Origin of the sequence: Micromonospora inaquosa (assembly GCF_003857055.1) — a bacterium.
GTDB classification, from domain to species: domain Bacteria; phylum Actinomycetota; class Actinomycetes; order Mycobacteriales; family Micromonosporaceae; genus Micromonospora; species Micromonospora inaquosa.
In genome coordinates this window covers 38,277-53,781 of the sequence record NZ_QGSZ01000241.1, presented here as the reverse complement: position 1 = coordinate 53,781, position 15,505 = coordinate 38,277, and the positions used below count along the sequence as shown (strand labels likewise).

Here is a 15,505-nt window from a genome sequence, read left to right as displayed (position 1 = left end):
CGACGTCCTGGCCGCCCAACGCCGAGAACGAGCCCGCATCCGCAGCGAACGACAACGACACTGGGGCCAACCCGCTACCCGCGCAGCCTGACCAACACCGTCAACGTTCGTGGTCACGGCACTAGCGACGTCGGCGGCGCCGAGCCGGGCGCCGGACCTGCGACAACTTCGGCCGTCAGAAACAGCCGGGGGCCAGGCCCGTGTCGGCCTGGCCCCCGGGGTCTGGTCGGTCAGCTACGCAGCGTCCACTGCTGGTTCGTGCCGCCGTTGCAGGACCAGAGGATGATCTTCGTGCCGTTGGCGGTGGCAGCGCCGTTGGCGTCGAGGCAGAGCCCGGACTGGGCGTTCGTGATGGTGCCGTTGGTGTTGACGTTCCACTGCTGGTTGAGCCCGCCGTGGCAGTCCCAGATGATGACCGCGGTCCCGTTGGCCGTGCCGGCCCCGGAAGCGTCCAGGCACTTGTTGCCGTACACGGTCAGCTGCTTGCTGGCGGTCTGGCTCCACCGCTGGTTCGTGGCGTTGGAGCAGTCCCAGAGCTGCATCTGGGTGCCGTTGGTGGTGGTGGAGTTGGGTACGTCCACGCAGCGGCCGGACTGGCCACCCACGAGTTGGCCGCTCCCCGTACCGCCGCCGCCCTGTTGCTGCCGGACGATCGAGGTCGACTCGGCCGACCGGTTGCCCTGCGCGTCAACGACATAGAGCCGGTACTCGCCCTGCGTGCTCGGCACGGCGATGGACGTGGCGGTGCCGGCCGCCCTGGTCATCGTCGCCCCGGCGGTGAAGGTGGTCGTGCCGTACGGAGCCAGCCAGACCGACTTGGTGGCGTCGCCGATGCTCCGGATCGGGATCGACGCGGTGGCACTGGTGACGAAGGTGCTGGCCGGGAGCACGTAGTTCGGTGCGGAGAAATTGCTCGCCGGGATGATGTCCCGGTACGCGTCCTCAAGGCCGGAATTCGCGGCGATGCCATAGGCCACCGCCGGCCAGACATAATCAGACGAGACGATGATGTCGTTGACGGTGCTGTTCGGCAGATTCTTGTTCGACACCTTGTTGATCGGGCCGTAGATCTGCGTGATGCTCAGATCGTGCTTCCGCCCGAAGTCATCCGAATTGATCATCCAGGTGACGTTCTTGTCGATACTCAGGACGTTGTCGCGGAAGGTGATGAACGCCGAGCCCTCATCCGGGTGCAGACCGTACTTGTGGCCCGACGGAACACCCTGCAGGTAATTGTTGGTGATGGTGGTTCCGGGCTGGCTTCCGAGAGTGTAAATGGGGGCGGTGTCGCTGAGGCGCTGCACCGTGTCGATGATGTGGTTGTAGCTGATGGTGTTGTTTCTCGCCGTCGTGGTCGGCCGGTTGGGCACGATCGAGCCCGACGATCCGTCGAAGTTCCACCAGCCCCAGCCGAGCGTGATGCCGGACCACGGGGCCTTCTCGATCCGGTTGCGCTGAATGGTGAGGGTGTCGGCGAAGTACGCCGAGATGGGGCTGTGCCCGTTGAACAGAACCGCGCTGTCGTAGAGGTAGTTGTTCTTGATGTCGATGTTCTTCGGTAGCCCCTCGACCGACGCGGAGTACTTCTCCCGGTTGGTCGACGTGCCGTCGCCGATGTAGACGTGCTGGGGATGGCCGACGGTGATGGCGGACCCGGCGATGTCGTTGGTGGCGTTCCCGATCAACTGGGTGCCCTGCACATCGTTGACCATGTTGATTCCGTCAGCGCCGGTGTGCTCGATCCGGTTGCGTTGCAGCAGGAGGCCGTCGGCGTTCTGGATCTGGATGATGCCGGGGGTGACATCCACGTTGCGGTAGTAGTAGACGTGGAAGTTGCCCTTCGCGTACACCTGCGCTCCGAGGTTGCCCTGCTGCGCCTGCTTGAAGGACGATCCGGCGACGTTGAACAGGTTCCAGTCCGAGTGCCGCACCGTCAGGCCGGAGAACGTGATGTTGCGGGCATGGCTGGTCGTCGAGGTGCCGGCGACCCGGAGCACTGTGGTGACGTTGTTCGGCGCGTAGACCGTCGCGGTCGACATGTTCTCGGCGCTGGCCTTGTAGTAGTAGACCGTCTTGGTGCCCTTGTCGAAGTAGAACTCACCGGGCGCGTCCAGGAACTCGTACGCGTTCATGAGCTTGTGGGTGCCGCCGACCTGGGCGTTGCCGTTGAACGCGCCCTGCGCGATGGCAGCGCCTGGTTGCTGGAAGAGCGCGACCCGGTTCGCGCCGTCGGAGCTCGTGGTCACCTGCCGGACGCCCACGATGGCGGTGGTCCAGGTCGTACCCGTCTCGATCTCGATGTCGTCCTGGTTGCGCGCAACGGCCGGGAAGTCGTTCAGGCTGTACTTGGCGCCGTCGCACTGCGACCCCGACTCCCAGGCCCACGAGGCCTGGTTGGCAGTGATGTTGTACGTCCCGTAGCAGCCGGCCGAGCCGATGGTCTTCGACGCCATGTACGCGCGCTTGTCATTGACGTAGAGCGCCCGCAGCTTGTTGGCGCGGTCGAGCGGCGCCTTCCAGATGTTGCCGCTGTGCTGGGTCCACCCGGTCACCTGGACGCCACCGTCAAGGACTGGCTTCTCGTTGGAGTAGGCCGCGTAGCTGACCCGGAACCCGTTGGTGCCGGAGTCGCTCGCCCCGAATTCGATCGTGCTGGTCACCGGATAGGTGCCGCCACGGAGATAGACGTTGACGTCGCCGGTCATGTTCGCGCTTATCGTACGAACGACGTCGCGGGCACGTTGCACGGTCCGGAACGGGGACTGCAGGGTGCCCGGGTTGGCGTCGTTGCCGTCCGGCGCCACATAGTAGGTCGCCTGGACCGCGGCCGAGGCCGGCAGCTGGTTTGTCAGCACGGCCGGCAGGGTGGCGGCGACGAGCGCCGCCACCGCCAACACTGACATTCGCGCGGTGGATATGGCTGACTTCACGTCTGTTCCTCTCACTGGTCGTCGACGTGGGGTGCCCAACGTGCGTATCGAGCGACGAGTACGGAACAGGGACGCCACTAAGGGCCGGTGGGGACTTCCATCGCCTCGACCGCACTCTTTGTTAACCGCCCCGAAATTCTTAGTGGGAGCGTAGGTCACACGTCTGACCAATGCAACCGGCAATTGGGGGGCGTCTATGCAGAAATGCCCCTGGATCGGGCAGATCAGCCGCACCGATCGAGCACCCACGCTTGCGTCGTCCGACGAATCCGCAGCGACCGGGTGACCTAGCCCGAGGCTGGCGGGGCACACTGCGCCGAACCGGGACCGCCGGTCGGGTCGCCGGCGCGGATGCCGACGGCGTCAGGTTCGGCAGCCGCGACCCACAGGTCCTGCCGCCACCCCGAAAGACTCCGAAAGTTTCGGCACTCGCGAGCCCCGCAACAGCGCCCCGAGCCTGCCCACGTCAGCCGCCCCGAAAGGCCCTCAACCGGGCCCAGGTGCCGAACGCGGGATCCGATCACACATTGACTTGCATTGATGTTCTGCTTACAGTCACCACCGAAATACCGAAAGTTTCCCGAAAAGTATTCCGGGCCCGGTCACGTCCGCAGGTCGCCACGCACCGCCGGCGGACGTCGGTCCGTTCCGGCGGCACATCAGGAGGAACCCCAGCGATGTCGCAGCTCGTCCTGTTCGCGATCGACATCTTTGCGGTGGCGCTGCTCGTCTTCGGGCTCTACTTCCCGCGACACCGCCGACGCGACCTGGTCGTCGCCTACCTGGGCGTCAACGTCGGCGTCCTCGCGGTGGCGAGCGCGCTGAGCGCCAGCGACGTCGGTGCCGGGCTCGGACTGGGGTTGGCACTGTTCGGGGTGCTCTCCATCATCCGACTCCGGTCGACGGAGCTCGACCAGCACGAGGTCGCCTACTACTTCTCCGCTCTCGCACTGGGCATTCTCGGCGCGCTCAGCACCACGTCGGTCTGGCTCAGCGCAGGCCTGATGGCCCTCATCGTCGCGGTGATGTTCGTCGGTGACCACCGGCGCCTCCTCCGGCACTACCGACACCAGATCCTGGTGCTCGACTCCGCCGTCACCGATCACACAGCCCTCGTCGCCCAGCTGGAGCAACTGCTCAATGCCCGGGTGCACAACGCCATCGTCCAGCGGCTCGACATGGTCAACGAGACCACCGTGGTCGACGTCCGATACTCGGTCGCGCGGCGCAGCACGGCGGCCGGCACCAGCAAGCCAGCACGGGCCGGGGCGCTCCGATGACCGCGCCACCGCTGGCGAGGCTGGCGCCGGTCACACTCGCCGAGGCGATCGACCGCGCGGCGCTGCAGAGCAGGGTGGACCGCAAGTACGTGATCGCGGTGGACGAGCTGCCCCAGCTGCTGGACCAGCTCACCCCGTACGCCCGGGTGCTGGACATCGATGGCGAGCGCACCTTCCGGTACGAGTCGGTGTACTTCGACACGCCCTGCCTGGCCAGCTACCACTGTGCCGCGTACCGACGGCGCAGGCGCTTCAAGGTGCGGACCCGGACCTACCTCGACTCGGCCCAGTGCTGGCTGGAGGTGAAGATCAGCGGAGCGCGCGGACGGATCACCAAGCATCGCCTGCCGTACCTCACCGAGGACCGCCGCACCGTCCGGTCGGGGCGCGGGTTCGTGAACGAGGTGCTCGATCGGGAGTCGATCCTGTCCAACCTGGCGGCCAGGCCGTTCGAGCCGACGCTGGTCACCAGCTACCGTCGCTCCACTCTGCTGCTGCCGGCGACCGCGAGCCGGGTCACCATCGACACCGGGCTCAGCTGGCAGGACGGCGACCGCGCACTGCGGCTGCCCGACATCGCGGTAGTCGAGACCAAGACCAGCTCGGCCCCCTCGCTGGTCGACCGCATTCTGTGGCAGCGCGGAACCAGGCCGGTACGCATCTCGAAGTACGCCACCGGTCTCGCGGCCCTGCGCCTGGACCTTCCAGATGTGCCGTGGCGACGGACGCTACGCCGCCATTTCCGCGCCAACCCGCACTCGGCGCTGCCGGAATTGACCGTTCCCACCCGATCAGAACAGGAGGCATCGTGCGCATGACCACCCGCAACACCGGTCTCCCGGTTTCGGCGTTTCGGGCCGCCGGGATCGCGGCCGCCGCCGTGTTCGTCGCAGGCCTACTCGTGGTGTCTTCGCCACCGGCCGACGCCGAACCCGTCACCGCCGCCCAGGCCGCCCAGCCCGTCACCGAGCTCCTCGCCGGCACCCAGACCGCCGATGCCGCACCGGCCGCGGCAGACGACCTGGTCGGCGACATCACCTTCTCCGTGCCCAGCGGCACCTTCCAGGGGGAGGTGGCGGTGACGCTGGGCAGCACGATCAGCGGCGCCCAGATCCGCTACACCACCAATGGGCAGCCGCCCACCGTCCAGTCGTCGCTCTACTCGGGCTCGGCGCTGCGCTTCACCCGCACCACCCAGCTGCGAGCCCAGGCGTTCGTCGGCCAGACACCAACGGGTGCGCCCGGCACCGCCATGTATGCCGCGCAGAACGTCAGCACCGCCCACGACCTGCCGGTGGTGCTGATCGACTCGTACGGTGCGGGCCGGCCAGATCGTGAGTACTTCGACGCCACCACCATGATCTTCGAACCGACCGGCGGCACCACGTCGCTGGCGGCCACCCCGACGCTCAGCACCCGAGCGGGATTCCGGCTGCGCGGCAACTCGTCGGCGACGTTCGAGAAGACGCCGTTCCGGGTCGAGTTCTGGGACAACGAGAACGACGACGCCGACCACCCGGTGCTGGGCATGCCCGCCGACTCCGACTGGGTGTTACGCGGCCCGTTCCCCGACAAGGCGCTGATCCGCGAGGCGTTCGTCTACGACCTCGGACGCGAGATGGGGCTGCCGGCTCCGCGCTACCGGTTCGCCGAGTTCTACCTCAACACGGACGCCGGCCCGGTGGGCGCCAGCGACTACATGGGCGTCTACATGTTCATGGAGACGATCAAGAACTCCAAGGATCGTCTCGACCTCAAGCAGTTGGACGAGGACGATGTGACCCTGCCGAAGATCCAGGGCGGGTACATCTGGAAGTTCGAGTGGATGGCGGCCGAGGAGCCCACGTTGCCGTGTACCGGGCCGGCGGCCACCTGTTGGAACTATCTTGAGGTTGCCGACCCGTCGCCCCTGCAACCGCAGCAACGGGACTGGCTGCGCGGTCACATCCAGGAGTTCAACGACGTGCTGCACTCGTCGAACTTCGCCGACCCGACCACCGGATACCGCAAGTACATCGACGTCGACTCCTTCATCGACCTCATGATCGTCAACGAGCTGAGCCGGGAGATGGACGCGTACGTCCGCAGCTCGCACTTCTACAAGGACCGGGACAGCAAGATCTTCGCGGGTCCCCTGTGGGACTTCGACCTCAGCTTCGGCGTTGGTGGATTCTTCGGCAACGACCAGGTGTCCGGCTGGCAGCACCAGCAGACCCGGCAACCGTCGCCCAACGACTGGTTCGCCCAGTTGCTACGCGACCCCGCGTTCGTCAACCAGGCCCGATCGCGCTGGCAGACGCTGCGACGGGGCCTGCTCTCCGACGCCGCGCTCCAGTCCCGGATCAACGCTCTCGCGACCCCGCTGACCAACGCGGCCCAGCGCAACTTCCAACGCTGGCCCATCCTGACGTCGCCGACGGTCAGCTTCTTCCGCACACCGACCTCGCCCACGTGGCAGGGGCAGGTCCAGGTCATGCGGGACTGGATGCTGCGGCGCGCCGCCTGGCTGGATTCCACCGCCGGCTGGGGCGGGTCCGTCACCACGCCGCCGCCCACGACGCCGCCGCCGGCGGCCGGGTGCACCGCGACGTACGCGGTGACCAGCCAGTGGACCGGCGGCTTCCAGGGCGAGGTACGGGTCACCGCGGGAACCTCGGCGGTCAGCAGCTGGACCGTGACGTGGACCTTCGCCAGCGGCCAGGCTGTCACCCAGGCATGGAACGCGACAGTCACGAGCCAGGGCTCCGCGGTCACCGCCCGCAACGTCGCCTACAACGGCACACTCGCCGCCGGCGCGAGCACCACCTTCGGGTTCCTCGCCTCGTCCACCGGCACGCCCAGCACACCGACGCTGACCTGCACGGCGAGCTGACCAACCAACCGTTTCGGGGCCGGTTCGACGATCGAACCGGCCCCGAACGCCGGTCAGCTGATGGAGAACTCCGCCAGCCGCAGCGGTGAGTCGAACACCAGATACACGTCGTGGGTGCCGACGGCACGGGTCAACTCGGTGCTGGTGCTGACGTACCGGTAGTCGTCGCCGGTGCTGGGCACGGTGGCCGTGCCGAGCAGCCGGCCGGTGGGTGACCCCAACCGGATCTGGATGGTGCCGGAATCCGCACCGGCCTTGGCAACCTTCGCGCTGAAGGTGTGCGGGCCGGCGCGCAGCGCGGAACCGCCGAAGGAGATCCACTGACCGGCCGCGGTGGCACCGACCGCCGTACCGCTGGGCTTCGTCTCGTCGACGAGCCGGACCCCCGCGTACCTGTCGAAGTTCTCCGCCCCGGTGGGTAGGGACAGGTCCCGGGCCGGGATCGTCTCACCGCGGACCCGGACCGCGGCGCGGGCCCGAATGTCCTCGGCGGACGCCCCGACCATCAGGTCGTGCACCGACGACTCGACCACCCACCGGCTGCGGGTGACGTCCCAGTGCGCCAGGTCCGCGGCGGGCAGGCGCAGGGTCACCGTACGGGTCTGCCCGGGCGCGAGTCGCACCTGCTGGAACGCCTTGAGCTGGCGGATCGGGGTGGTGTCCCGGGAGGTGCGCTGGTGGGTGTAGAGCTGGACGACCTCGGTCCCGGCCCGGCTGCCGACGTTTGTCACGTCGACACTGGCCGTGATGGTGCCGTCGGCAGCGACCGACTGGGCGCCGGCACGCAACTGGCCGTACCGGAATCTGGTGTACGACAGCCCGTGACCGAACGGGTAGAGCGGCTTCGCGCGGCTGTACAGGTAGGTCTGCCGGGACGAGATGATGTCGTACTCCAGCAGGTCCGGTGGCAGTTGCGAGTCCGAGCGGTACCAGGTCTGGGTGAGCCGGCCGGACGGGTTGCGGTCGCCGAAGAGGACGTCGGCGACGGCGTGACCGGTCTCCGCGCCCGCGTGGGTGGTCCAGACAATGGCCGGTACGTGCTCCTGCTCCCATCGGATGGTGACCGGGTAGCTGGTCTGGAGCACCAGCACCGTCCGCGGGTTGGCCCTCACCACGGCCTTGACCAGCGCCTCCTGGCCGGCACTCAGCGCCGTGGAGGTCCGGTCGTGCGCCTCCCGGCCGTTGATGAACGGGTTGCTGCCAACCACCAGCACAGCGGTGTCGGCAGCCTTGGCCGCCGCCACGGCCCGGTCGATTCCACTGCTGATCACCTCGCGACTGAAATGGGCCGCGGCAGCCGGGGTCGATGCGCCGAGCTTGAGGGCGCCGTCGTCACCGATCGTCACGTACGTGTCGGCGCCGAACCAGCTCTCCTTGGTCTCGTAGCCGACGTAGCGCAGCACCACTGTTCCGTCGGCCTGCGGCTCCAGCTTGAACTGCTGCTGGACGTACCAACCGTTCGGCTGTTCGTCGCGGGTGACGAACGGCCCCCAGTTGTAGCCGAGGTAGCGGCCGTTGGCGGCGTTGCGCAGCGTCACCACGTCCTGCCCCCAGTCGACCACGTCGAACTGGGCGACGAGCGCCGGGGTCGCGCCGGTCCCGAGGACCGGGTTGGCGTCGGTGGTGCCGGTGGCCGAGACGTACCGGCCGGTCTGCACATCCTTCAGGGCGATCCGGTCCGCCCCGTCGAGCCCGCTCACGCTGGCCGAGTTGCCCAGCCGTTCGCGGATGCCGTCCAGCGCCGTCACCTGGTACGGCAGGTCGCCGCCGTACCAGTCGGAGTAGAGGGTGTCGGCCAGCGGGCCGAGCACCGCCACCTTGCGGGTCCGGGCCGGGTCCAGCGGTAGCGCCTGCCGCTCGTTCTTCAGCAGCACCATCGCCTCGCCGGCGGCCTGCCGGGCCAGTCGCTGGTGTTCGGGGCTGTTGATGACGTCCGGGGTGATACCGCCGTACCGGCCGCCGCCCGGGTCGAACTCACCCAACCGGAACCGGACGTTCAGGATCTCGCGGATCCGGGCGTCGATGTCCCGCTCGGTGAGCAGGCCGGTGGCGAGGGCCTCCTTGATGGCGGTGATGGTCGGCTGGGCGTTTGTGTCGTCGGTGATGAAGCTGCTGAGTCCGGCCTTGATGATCGCCGCGTTCGCCTCGGCCTGGGTGGCGTAGTACTTCTGTGAGTTCACCAGGTTGTTCGGCGCCCAGGCGTCCGTGACGTTCATCAGCGGCTGGTCGGTCCAGTCGCGGACCACCGTGGCCAGGTCCGGGTCCACAGTGGCAGGACGTCCGTTGACCAGGTTGTACGCGGCCATCATCCCGGTCGCCGCATCGGCGGCGATGGCCGGCTTGAAGGCGGCCCGGTCGTACTCGTTGAGCACCCGAGGCGGCACGTTCGAGGAGGTCACGTCCCGCCGGACCTCGTTGTTGTAGGCCAGGTAGTGCTTGAGGGTCGGTGCGCTCTTCAGATGGTTCGGGTCACCGCCGGTCATTCCCGAGCCGTACGCGGTGGACATCGCGGCGGTGAGCAGCGGGTCCTCGGAGTAGCCCTCCTCGTTGCGGCCCCACCGGGGGTCGCGCAGCAGGTTGACCACCGGCGCCCAGAGGTTGAGCCCCCAGACCCGGGGGTTCTGCGCGTGGTAACCGCGCGCCTCGTCGCCGACGGCCGACCCGACCTGCCGGATCAGGTTGGTGTTCCAGGTGCTCGCCATGCCCACCGGCTGCGGGAAGACGGTGCCGCGGGCCTTGACCACCGCGCCGTTGTTGTCGATGTCGGTGGACCAGGCCACCCCGTGCAGCGCCTCGGTGCCGGTCTTGAACAGGCCGATGCCCAGCCGGGGGATGGCCGGCTGGTACTGGTGCAACCAGGAGATCTTCTCGTCCAGGGTGAGGCGGCCGAGCAGGTCGTCGACCCGGGCGTTCACGGGCAGGTGGGGATCTCGGAACGGGTAGGTGGGCTCGGCGAGCGCGGTGCCGGGGACGGCCGGTAGGGCTAGCAGGGCAAGCGCGAGCGCGGTGATTCCGCGCCGAAGGCGCCAGTTCCGCATGCGGTTCTCCTCATGTCGTACGACAGACGCCCGTGCGGGCGCCGAGGCCGGTGTGACCAGGCTCGACACCCGGCTGACGGGCCTGAACGACGAATCGTCGAAGCGCTTCGACGACCCGGCCGCGTCACGACGGCCATGATTGTGGTGATCCGCGAAACTATAGATGCCTACCTATGAGTCGGCAATACCGGCCGGCCCTACCCGCCGCAGGACCCCCGCCACCGGAGCTCTGCCGGGGCACGTGAAAACACCGAAGTGGCACGTGATGATCACCACCCTCGGTGAACTCTCCTGTTACGGAAGGGTAGGTTCGCTGTCGGCCGTCGGCCGTCGGCTGTCTGTCGAGGCGAGGCCGGGTGGCTCCTGCGGTCGCCATGGCGTCCGGGCAATGACGCCCCGAGGCCGTTCAACCGACTGTCTCTCATCGGTGGGTAGCTGCCCGCTGTGCGCGTCCACGGGACGCCCGAGTGGAAATGGCTGTATGTCTTCTGTGCTGTCCGCGGTCAACCGGCCGCGTCTGTCCCGCCCGTCCTGGCTGTCGCCGAAGGTGTTCCGCACGGAGGTCCTCGCCGGCCTGGTCGTCGCCCTGGCGTTGATCCCGGAGGCGATCTCCTTCTCGATCCTCGCCGGCGTCGACCCCCGCGTGGGGCTGTTCGCCTCGTTCACCATGGCGGTCACCATCGCGATCTGCGGCGGCCGTCCGGCGATGATCTCCGCCGCCACCGGAGCCATCGCCCTCGTCGTCGCGCCGTTGGCGAAGGAACACGGGCTGGACTATTTGATCGCGGCGGTGATCCTCGGCGGCGCGATCCAGATCCTGCTCGCCGTGCTGGGCGTGGCGAAGCTGATGCGGTTCATCCCACGCAGCGTCATGGTGGGTTTCGTCAACGCCCTGGCCATCCTCATCTTCGCCGCCCAGGCCCCACACCTGCTCGGCGTGCCGTGGCTGGTCTACCCACTGGTCGCCGTCGCCCTGGCGATCATCGTGGGACTCCCCCGGCTGACTCGCGCCGTCCCGGCGCCGCTGGTCGCCATCGTGGTCCTGACCCTGGTCACCGTCTTTGCCAGCGTGGCGGTGCCGACCGTCGGCGACGAGGGTGCCCTGCCGGACAGCCTGCCCACCCTCGGCCTGCCGCAGATCCCCTGGACCATGAACACCCTCACCCTCGTCGCCCCCTACGCCCTGGGGATCGCGCTGGTCGGGCTGCTGGAGTCGCTGATGACCGCCAAGCTGGTGGATGACATCACCGACACCCCCTCCAGCAAGACCCGCGAGTCCTGGGGCCAGGGCGTGGCCAACATCGTCACCGGCTTCTTCGGTGGCATGGGTGGCTGCGCCATGATCGGCCAGACGATGATCAACGTGAAGGCATCCGGTGCCCGTACCCGGTTGTCGACGTTCCTGGCCGGCGTGTTCCTGCTGATCCTGGTCGTCGCGCTCGGTGACGTGGTCGCAGTGATCCCGATGGCCGCACTGGTCGCCGTGATGATCATCGTGGCGGTGTCGACGTTCGACTGGCACTCCGTCGCCCCAGCCACGCTCAAGCGGATGCCGTACGGCGAGACCATCGTCATGCTCGCCACCGTCGCCACCACCCTGGCCACCCACAACCTCGCCATCGGCGTCGTGGTCGGCGTCCTCACCGCCATGGTGATCTTCGCCCGGCGGGTCGCCCACCTGGTCGAGGTCACCAGCGTCCTGGACCCGGACGGCACCACCCGGATCTACTCGGTGCACGGCGAGCTGTTCTTCGCCTCCAGCAACGACCTGGTGGGCCAGTTCGACTACGCGAACGACCCCGAGATGGTCGTCATCGACATGACCCACGCCCACGTCTGGGACGCCTCATCCGTCGCCGCCCTCGACGCCATCACCACCAAGTACGCCACCCGTGGCAAGACCGTCGAGATCATCGAGCTGAACAAGCCCAGCGCCCGCATCCACAACACCCTCGCCGGCCAACTCCGCGTCGGCCACTGATGGTCACCACCAGCCGGGACGTCGGGTCGGAGCAGCACGGCTCCGACCCGGCCACCGGCCGCCTCATGCAGATCGGCGAAGCCGCCGAACGGGTCGGGCTGAGCATTCGCACCATCCGCCACTACGAGGAGGCCGGTCTGATCGTGCCCTCCGCCCGCAGCGAGGGTGGCTTCCGCCTCTACACCCAGCCCGACCTCGACCGCCTCGCCGTGGTCAAGCGCATGAAACCCCTGGGCTTCACCCTCGACGAGATGCGCGACCTCCTGGCCGTCCTCGACGCCCTCGACACCGCCACCGGCGCTGACCGCGCCGTCCTGCTCGACCGGCTCGCCATGTTCCACAGCGCCGCCACCGCCCGCGTCACCGCCCTACGCGACCAACTCGCCCTGGCCGAAGGCTTCGCCGGCACGCTCCGCGGCAGACTCGACCATCACACGGACCAAACGGTCTGAGCGCTGCTGGAATTGGTGGCCGTGAACCGCTGCGGCGGTGCAGGTCGAACGCGCCGGCGGAGCGCCGCATCCCAAAATCCGGTTGGTTGCGTAACAGTTCTTGTACCGCTGGCAGAGGCACCGATGTTCGCCTGGCGCACATTGTTGTGTTCGACTTCATGATTCGCGCCCCAGGTGGAGCGAATTCGAATGCCGGGACACCCCCGCCCGCCACTGGCCGCCCGACCAATCGACGACTATGGTGATCATTCATAGAGCGACGTCGGTACGGGGGAAACGTATGACCGAGCTTGCTGATGGGTTGCCGAGCCCGAATGGGCTCGGCAACCCGGGCGACTACATTGCCGCCCTCCGCCGGTTGCGGGCGTGGTCGGATCTGTCATATCGCCAGCTGGCCCGCCGGGCGGAGGCCCTTGGCGAGACACTGCCAGCGAGTACGACCGCCTCGATGCTTGCCCGTTCAAGCCTGCCCAGGAGCGACGTCGTCGCGACGTTCGTCCGGGCTTGCGGGCTCGACAAGGCGTCCGTCGCCACGTGGGTCGCGGCGCGCAACACGCTCGCCGCCGCATCCACCCGGCCGGCCGCCGCGGCACCTGTCACGCACGACGCGCCGCGGCCCGCACCTGACGGTGGGTCCGTGCCCGCCATGCTGCCCGCCGATATCGCCGACTTCACCGGTCGCGAGGATCAGGTGGCATCGCTGCACCAGCTCCTCTCGGGTGCGACGAAGACCGACCGGCACCACCACGCGCCGGCCATCGCGATGATCAGCGGCATGGGTGGCATCGGCAAGACCGCCCTCGCGGTGCACGTCGCGCACCGGCTGGCCGGCACCTACCCCGACGGTCAGCTCTACGTGAACCTGCGCGGTGCCGACGCGTCGCCGCTGCAGTCCGGCGACGTCCTGGCCCGCTTTCTGCGCGCGCTGGGCGTACAGAACCAGGTGATTCCGGCCGACGAGACCGAACGTGCCGAGCTGTACCGAACTCGCCTCGCCGACCGCTGTGTCCTCCTGGTCCTGGACAACGCCGCCACCGAGGAACAGGTCCGACCGTTGCTGCCGGGCACGGCGAGCTGTGCCGTCATCCTGACCAGCCGGGCACGACTCACCGGCATCGAGGGTGCTCGCCGCGTCGACCTCGACGTGTTCCCACCGAACGCGGCGATCCGGCTCCTGGCCAGGATCACCACTGACGATCGGGTGACCGCGCAGCACACGGGGGCTGCGCGGATCGTCTCGTTGTGCGGTGGCCTACCACTGGCGGTACGCGTCGCCGGTGCACGCCTCGCCGCCCGACCCACCTGGCACCTCGGACACCTGGCGACGATGCTCGGCGACGAGCGACGCCGCCTGGACCAGCTGACAGCCGGCGACCTGGCGGTTCGCGCGTCGCTCGCGCTGAGCTACCAGGCGCTCGATCCGACGGTACGGCGGTTGTTCCGGCTGCTCGGCCTCTTCGACCTGCCAGACTTCCCGGCCTGGTTCGCCGCGGCCATTCTCGACTCAACATTGGACACCGGGATCGAGCGCGCCGAGGCGTTGGTGGATGCACAGTTGCTCACCGCAACCGACACCGATGTGGCCGGGCAGCAACGCTACCGCTTTCACGACCTCGTACGAATATTCGCTCGGGAACGCGCCGAGGCCGAGGAGACCAGTGAGTCGCTTGCCAGCGCGCTCACCCGTGGGTTCGGTGGCTGGCTGGCCCTCACCGAGCGGATGGCTCGACACATCCCCGGGCCGTGCTATGCGGCGATCAGCGGACCCGCGCCGCGCCCGGTCACGGGCTGGGTCGAGCGGTACACGCCGGGTGTCGACCCGGGATTGTGGTTCGACGCCGAGCGGTCGGCGCTGCGGTCCCTGATCCGGCAGGCCTGTCTGCTCGGCCGCGACGATGTGGCGTTCGACCTGGCCGGGTGCATGGAGAAGTACTTCGACGTGCGCGGCATGTACAGCGACTGGGTCGACACCAACACCGAGGTCATGTCGGCGTGCCGCACGGCAGGCAACCTGCTCGGCGAGGCGGTCATGTTGCGCGGCCTGATCGACGTAACCACGTGGATCAACGACGGCGGCGACGGCGACGCGATGTCCCGGCTGCACGACGAGGCATTCCGGTTGTTGGACATGTTCACCCTGCTGCGGCACGAGCAGGGCATGAGCGACGCCGCGGTGATGTGCTCCTGGGCGCTCACCGCCGCCGGCGACCACCACACCGCGATCACCTACGCCACCCGGGCCCTCCAGTTGGCCAACCGGTCGGGGCACCGGGGTGGCCGGATCCGGTCCCGGTTGGCGCTGTCCGTCGCCCACTACGAGCAGGGGCGGTTCGACGACGCCGCCGCTGGCCTGGCCGACGCGCTGGACGAGGCGCGAGCCCTGGACAATCCGCGCTGGGTCGCCACCGTCCTGCAGTTCTCCGGCATCACCCATCGCCAACTCGACAACCTCGAACACAGTCAACGCATGCTCCGCGAGTCGCTGACCATCTCGCGTCATTACGGCGACACCTACACCGAAGTCCTGACGCTGCTCGCGCTGGCTCGGCTGGCCCTCCAACGCGGTGATCCTTCGGCACGCACCACGGCGGAGACGTCGGTGGCGCTCAGCCGGGAGTACCGCATGAGCCACCACCTGGCCGAAGCGTTGGAGGTGTTGGGCGAGATCGAGTTGGCCGACGGGTTCCCCGAACGGGCGATCGGTCACCTTGAGGAGTCGGTCGCCATCTGGCGCACCCGGGGTTGGCATTCGATGCAGGCCACCGCACTCACGAATCTGGGCAAGGCGTACGCGCAGATTGAGCCGCTGGCCGCGCGACGGGCCTTCGAGGAGGCGGGGGCCATCCTCACCCGGCTCGGCGACACCGACAAACTCACCGAACTCCTCCCGTACACCCTGCCGCAGGGAGCCGAGTGCCGTCAGGGAACGACGTCACCGCGCGTGGGGTGATG

Annotated in this window: 8 protein-coding genes; 6 read left to right on the top strand and 2 right to left on the bottom strand. The window is 68.3% G+C overall.

Annotated elements, in window-relative coordinates; genetic code table 11:
• Positions 1 to 230: 230 nt before the first annotated feature.
• Positions 231 to 2,903, bottom strand: a complete 2,673-nt coding sequence (locus DLJ59_RS21275; RefSeq protein ID WP_244236150.1) for an RICIN domain-containing protein — start codon at positions 2,901 to 2,903, stop codon at positions 231 to 233.
• A 704-nt stretch (positions 2,904 to 3,607) separates the two neighbouring features.
• Here DLJ59_RS21275 and DLJ59_RS21270 point away from each other — a divergent pair.
• Genes DLJ59_RS21270 through DLJ59_RS21260 form a run of 3 tightly spaced genes read left to right on the top strand, consistent with a single transcriptional unit; the run spans position 3,608 to position 7,082 of the window.
• Positions 3,608 to 4,210, top strand: a complete 603-nt coding sequence (locus DLJ59_RS21270; RefSeq protein ID WP_124774386.1) for a DUF4956 domain-containing protein — start codon at positions 3,608 to 3,610, stop codon at positions 4,208 to 4,210.
• The gene (locus DLJ59_RS21265; protein ID WP_124774385.1) at positions 4,207 to 5,028 is read left to right on the top strand and encodes a polyphosphate polymerase domain-containing protein; all 822 of its coding nucleotides are present in this window, start codon (positions 4,207 to 4,209) and stop codon (positions 5,026 to 5,028) included. Before DLJ59_RS21270 ends, DLJ59_RS21265 begins: the two co-directional genes overlap by 4 nt.
• Positions 5,025 to 7,082: a CotH kinase family protein gene (locus DLJ59_RS21260; RefSeq protein WP_124774391.1), complete on the top strand. Its 2,058-nt coding sequence runs from the start codon at positions 5,025 to 5,027 to the stop codon at positions 7,080 to 7,082. The genes DLJ59_RS21265 and DLJ59_RS21260 overlap by 4 nt, the downstream gene beginning before the upstream one ends.
• 53 nt (positions 7,083 to 7,135) lie before the next feature.
• On the opposite strand, the gene DLJ59_RS21255 is transcribed toward DLJ59_RS21260, so the two are convergent.
• Positions 7,136 to 10,120: a glycoside hydrolase family 3 protein gene (locus DLJ59_RS21255; protein ID WP_124774384.1), complete on the bottom strand. Its 2,985-nt coding sequence runs from the start codon at positions 10,118 to 10,120 to the stop codon at positions 7,136 to 7,138.
• 481 nt (positions 10,121 to 10,601) lie between these two features.
• Here DLJ59_RS21255 and DLJ59_RS21250 point away from each other — a divergent pair, with 481 nt between their 5' ends.
• From DLJ59_RS21250 to DLJ59_RS21240, 3 genes are all read left to right on the top strand, one after another.
• The gene (locus DLJ59_RS21250) at positions 10,602 to 12,101 is read left to right on the top strand and encodes a SulP family inorganic anion transporter (protein ID WP_124774383.1); all 1,500 of its coding nucleotides are present in this window, start codon (positions 10,602 to 10,604) and stop codon (positions 12,099 to 12,101) included.
• Positions 12,101 to 12,553, top strand: a complete 453-nt coding sequence (locus tag DLJ59_RS21245) for a MerR family transcriptional regulator (protein ID WP_124774382.1) — start codon at positions 12,101 to 12,103, stop codon at positions 12,551 to 12,553. Before DLJ59_RS21250 ends, DLJ59_RS21245 begins: the two co-directional genes overlap by 1 nt.
• Before the next feature lie 646 nt (positions 12,554 to 13,199).
• Positions 13,200 to 15,503, top strand: a complete 2,304-nt coding sequence (locus tag DLJ59_RS21240) for an ATP-binding protein (RefSeq protein ID WP_244236153.1) — start codon at positions 13,200 to 13,202, stop codon at positions 15,501 to 15,503.
• The last annotated feature ends 2 nt before the right edge of the window (positions 15,504 to 15,505 follow it).

Excerpts from the sequence above, each read along its gene's own strand:
- DLJ59_RS21265 (WP_124774385.1), top strand. The coding sequence starts at position 4,207 with ATGACCGCGCCACCGCTGGCGAGGCTGGCGCCGGTCACACTCGCCGAG.
- DLJ59_RS21245 (WP_124774382.1), top strand. The coding sequence starts at position 12,101 with ATGGTCACCACCAGCCGGGACGTCGGGTCGGAGCAGCACGGCTCCGAC.
- DLJ59_RS21260 (WP_124774391.1), top strand. The coding sequence starts at position 5,025 with ATGACCACCCGCAACACCGGTCTCCCGGTTTCGGCGTTTCGGGCCGCC.
- DLJ59_RS21275 (WP_244236150.1), bottom strand. The coding sequence starts at position 2,903 with ATGTCAGTGTTGGCGGTGGCGGCGCTCGTCGCCGCCACCCTGCCGGCC.
- DLJ59_RS21255 (WP_124774384.1), bottom strand. The coding sequence starts at position 10,120 with ATGCGGAACTGGCGCCTTCGGCGCGGAATCACCGCGCTCGCGCTTGCC.
- DLJ59_RS21250 (WP_124774383.1), top strand. The coding sequence starts at position 10,602 with ATGTCTTCTGTGCTGTCCGCGGTCAACCGGCCGCGTCTGTCCCGCCCG.
- DLJ59_RS21270 (WP_124774386.1), top strand. The coding sequence starts at position 3,608 with ATGTCGCAGCTCGTCCTGTTCGCGATCGACATCTTTGCGGTGGCGCTG.
- DLJ59_RS21240 (WP_244236153.1), top strand. The coding sequence starts at position 13,200 with ATGCTGCCCGCCGATATCGCCGACTTCACCGGTCGCGAGGATCAGGTG.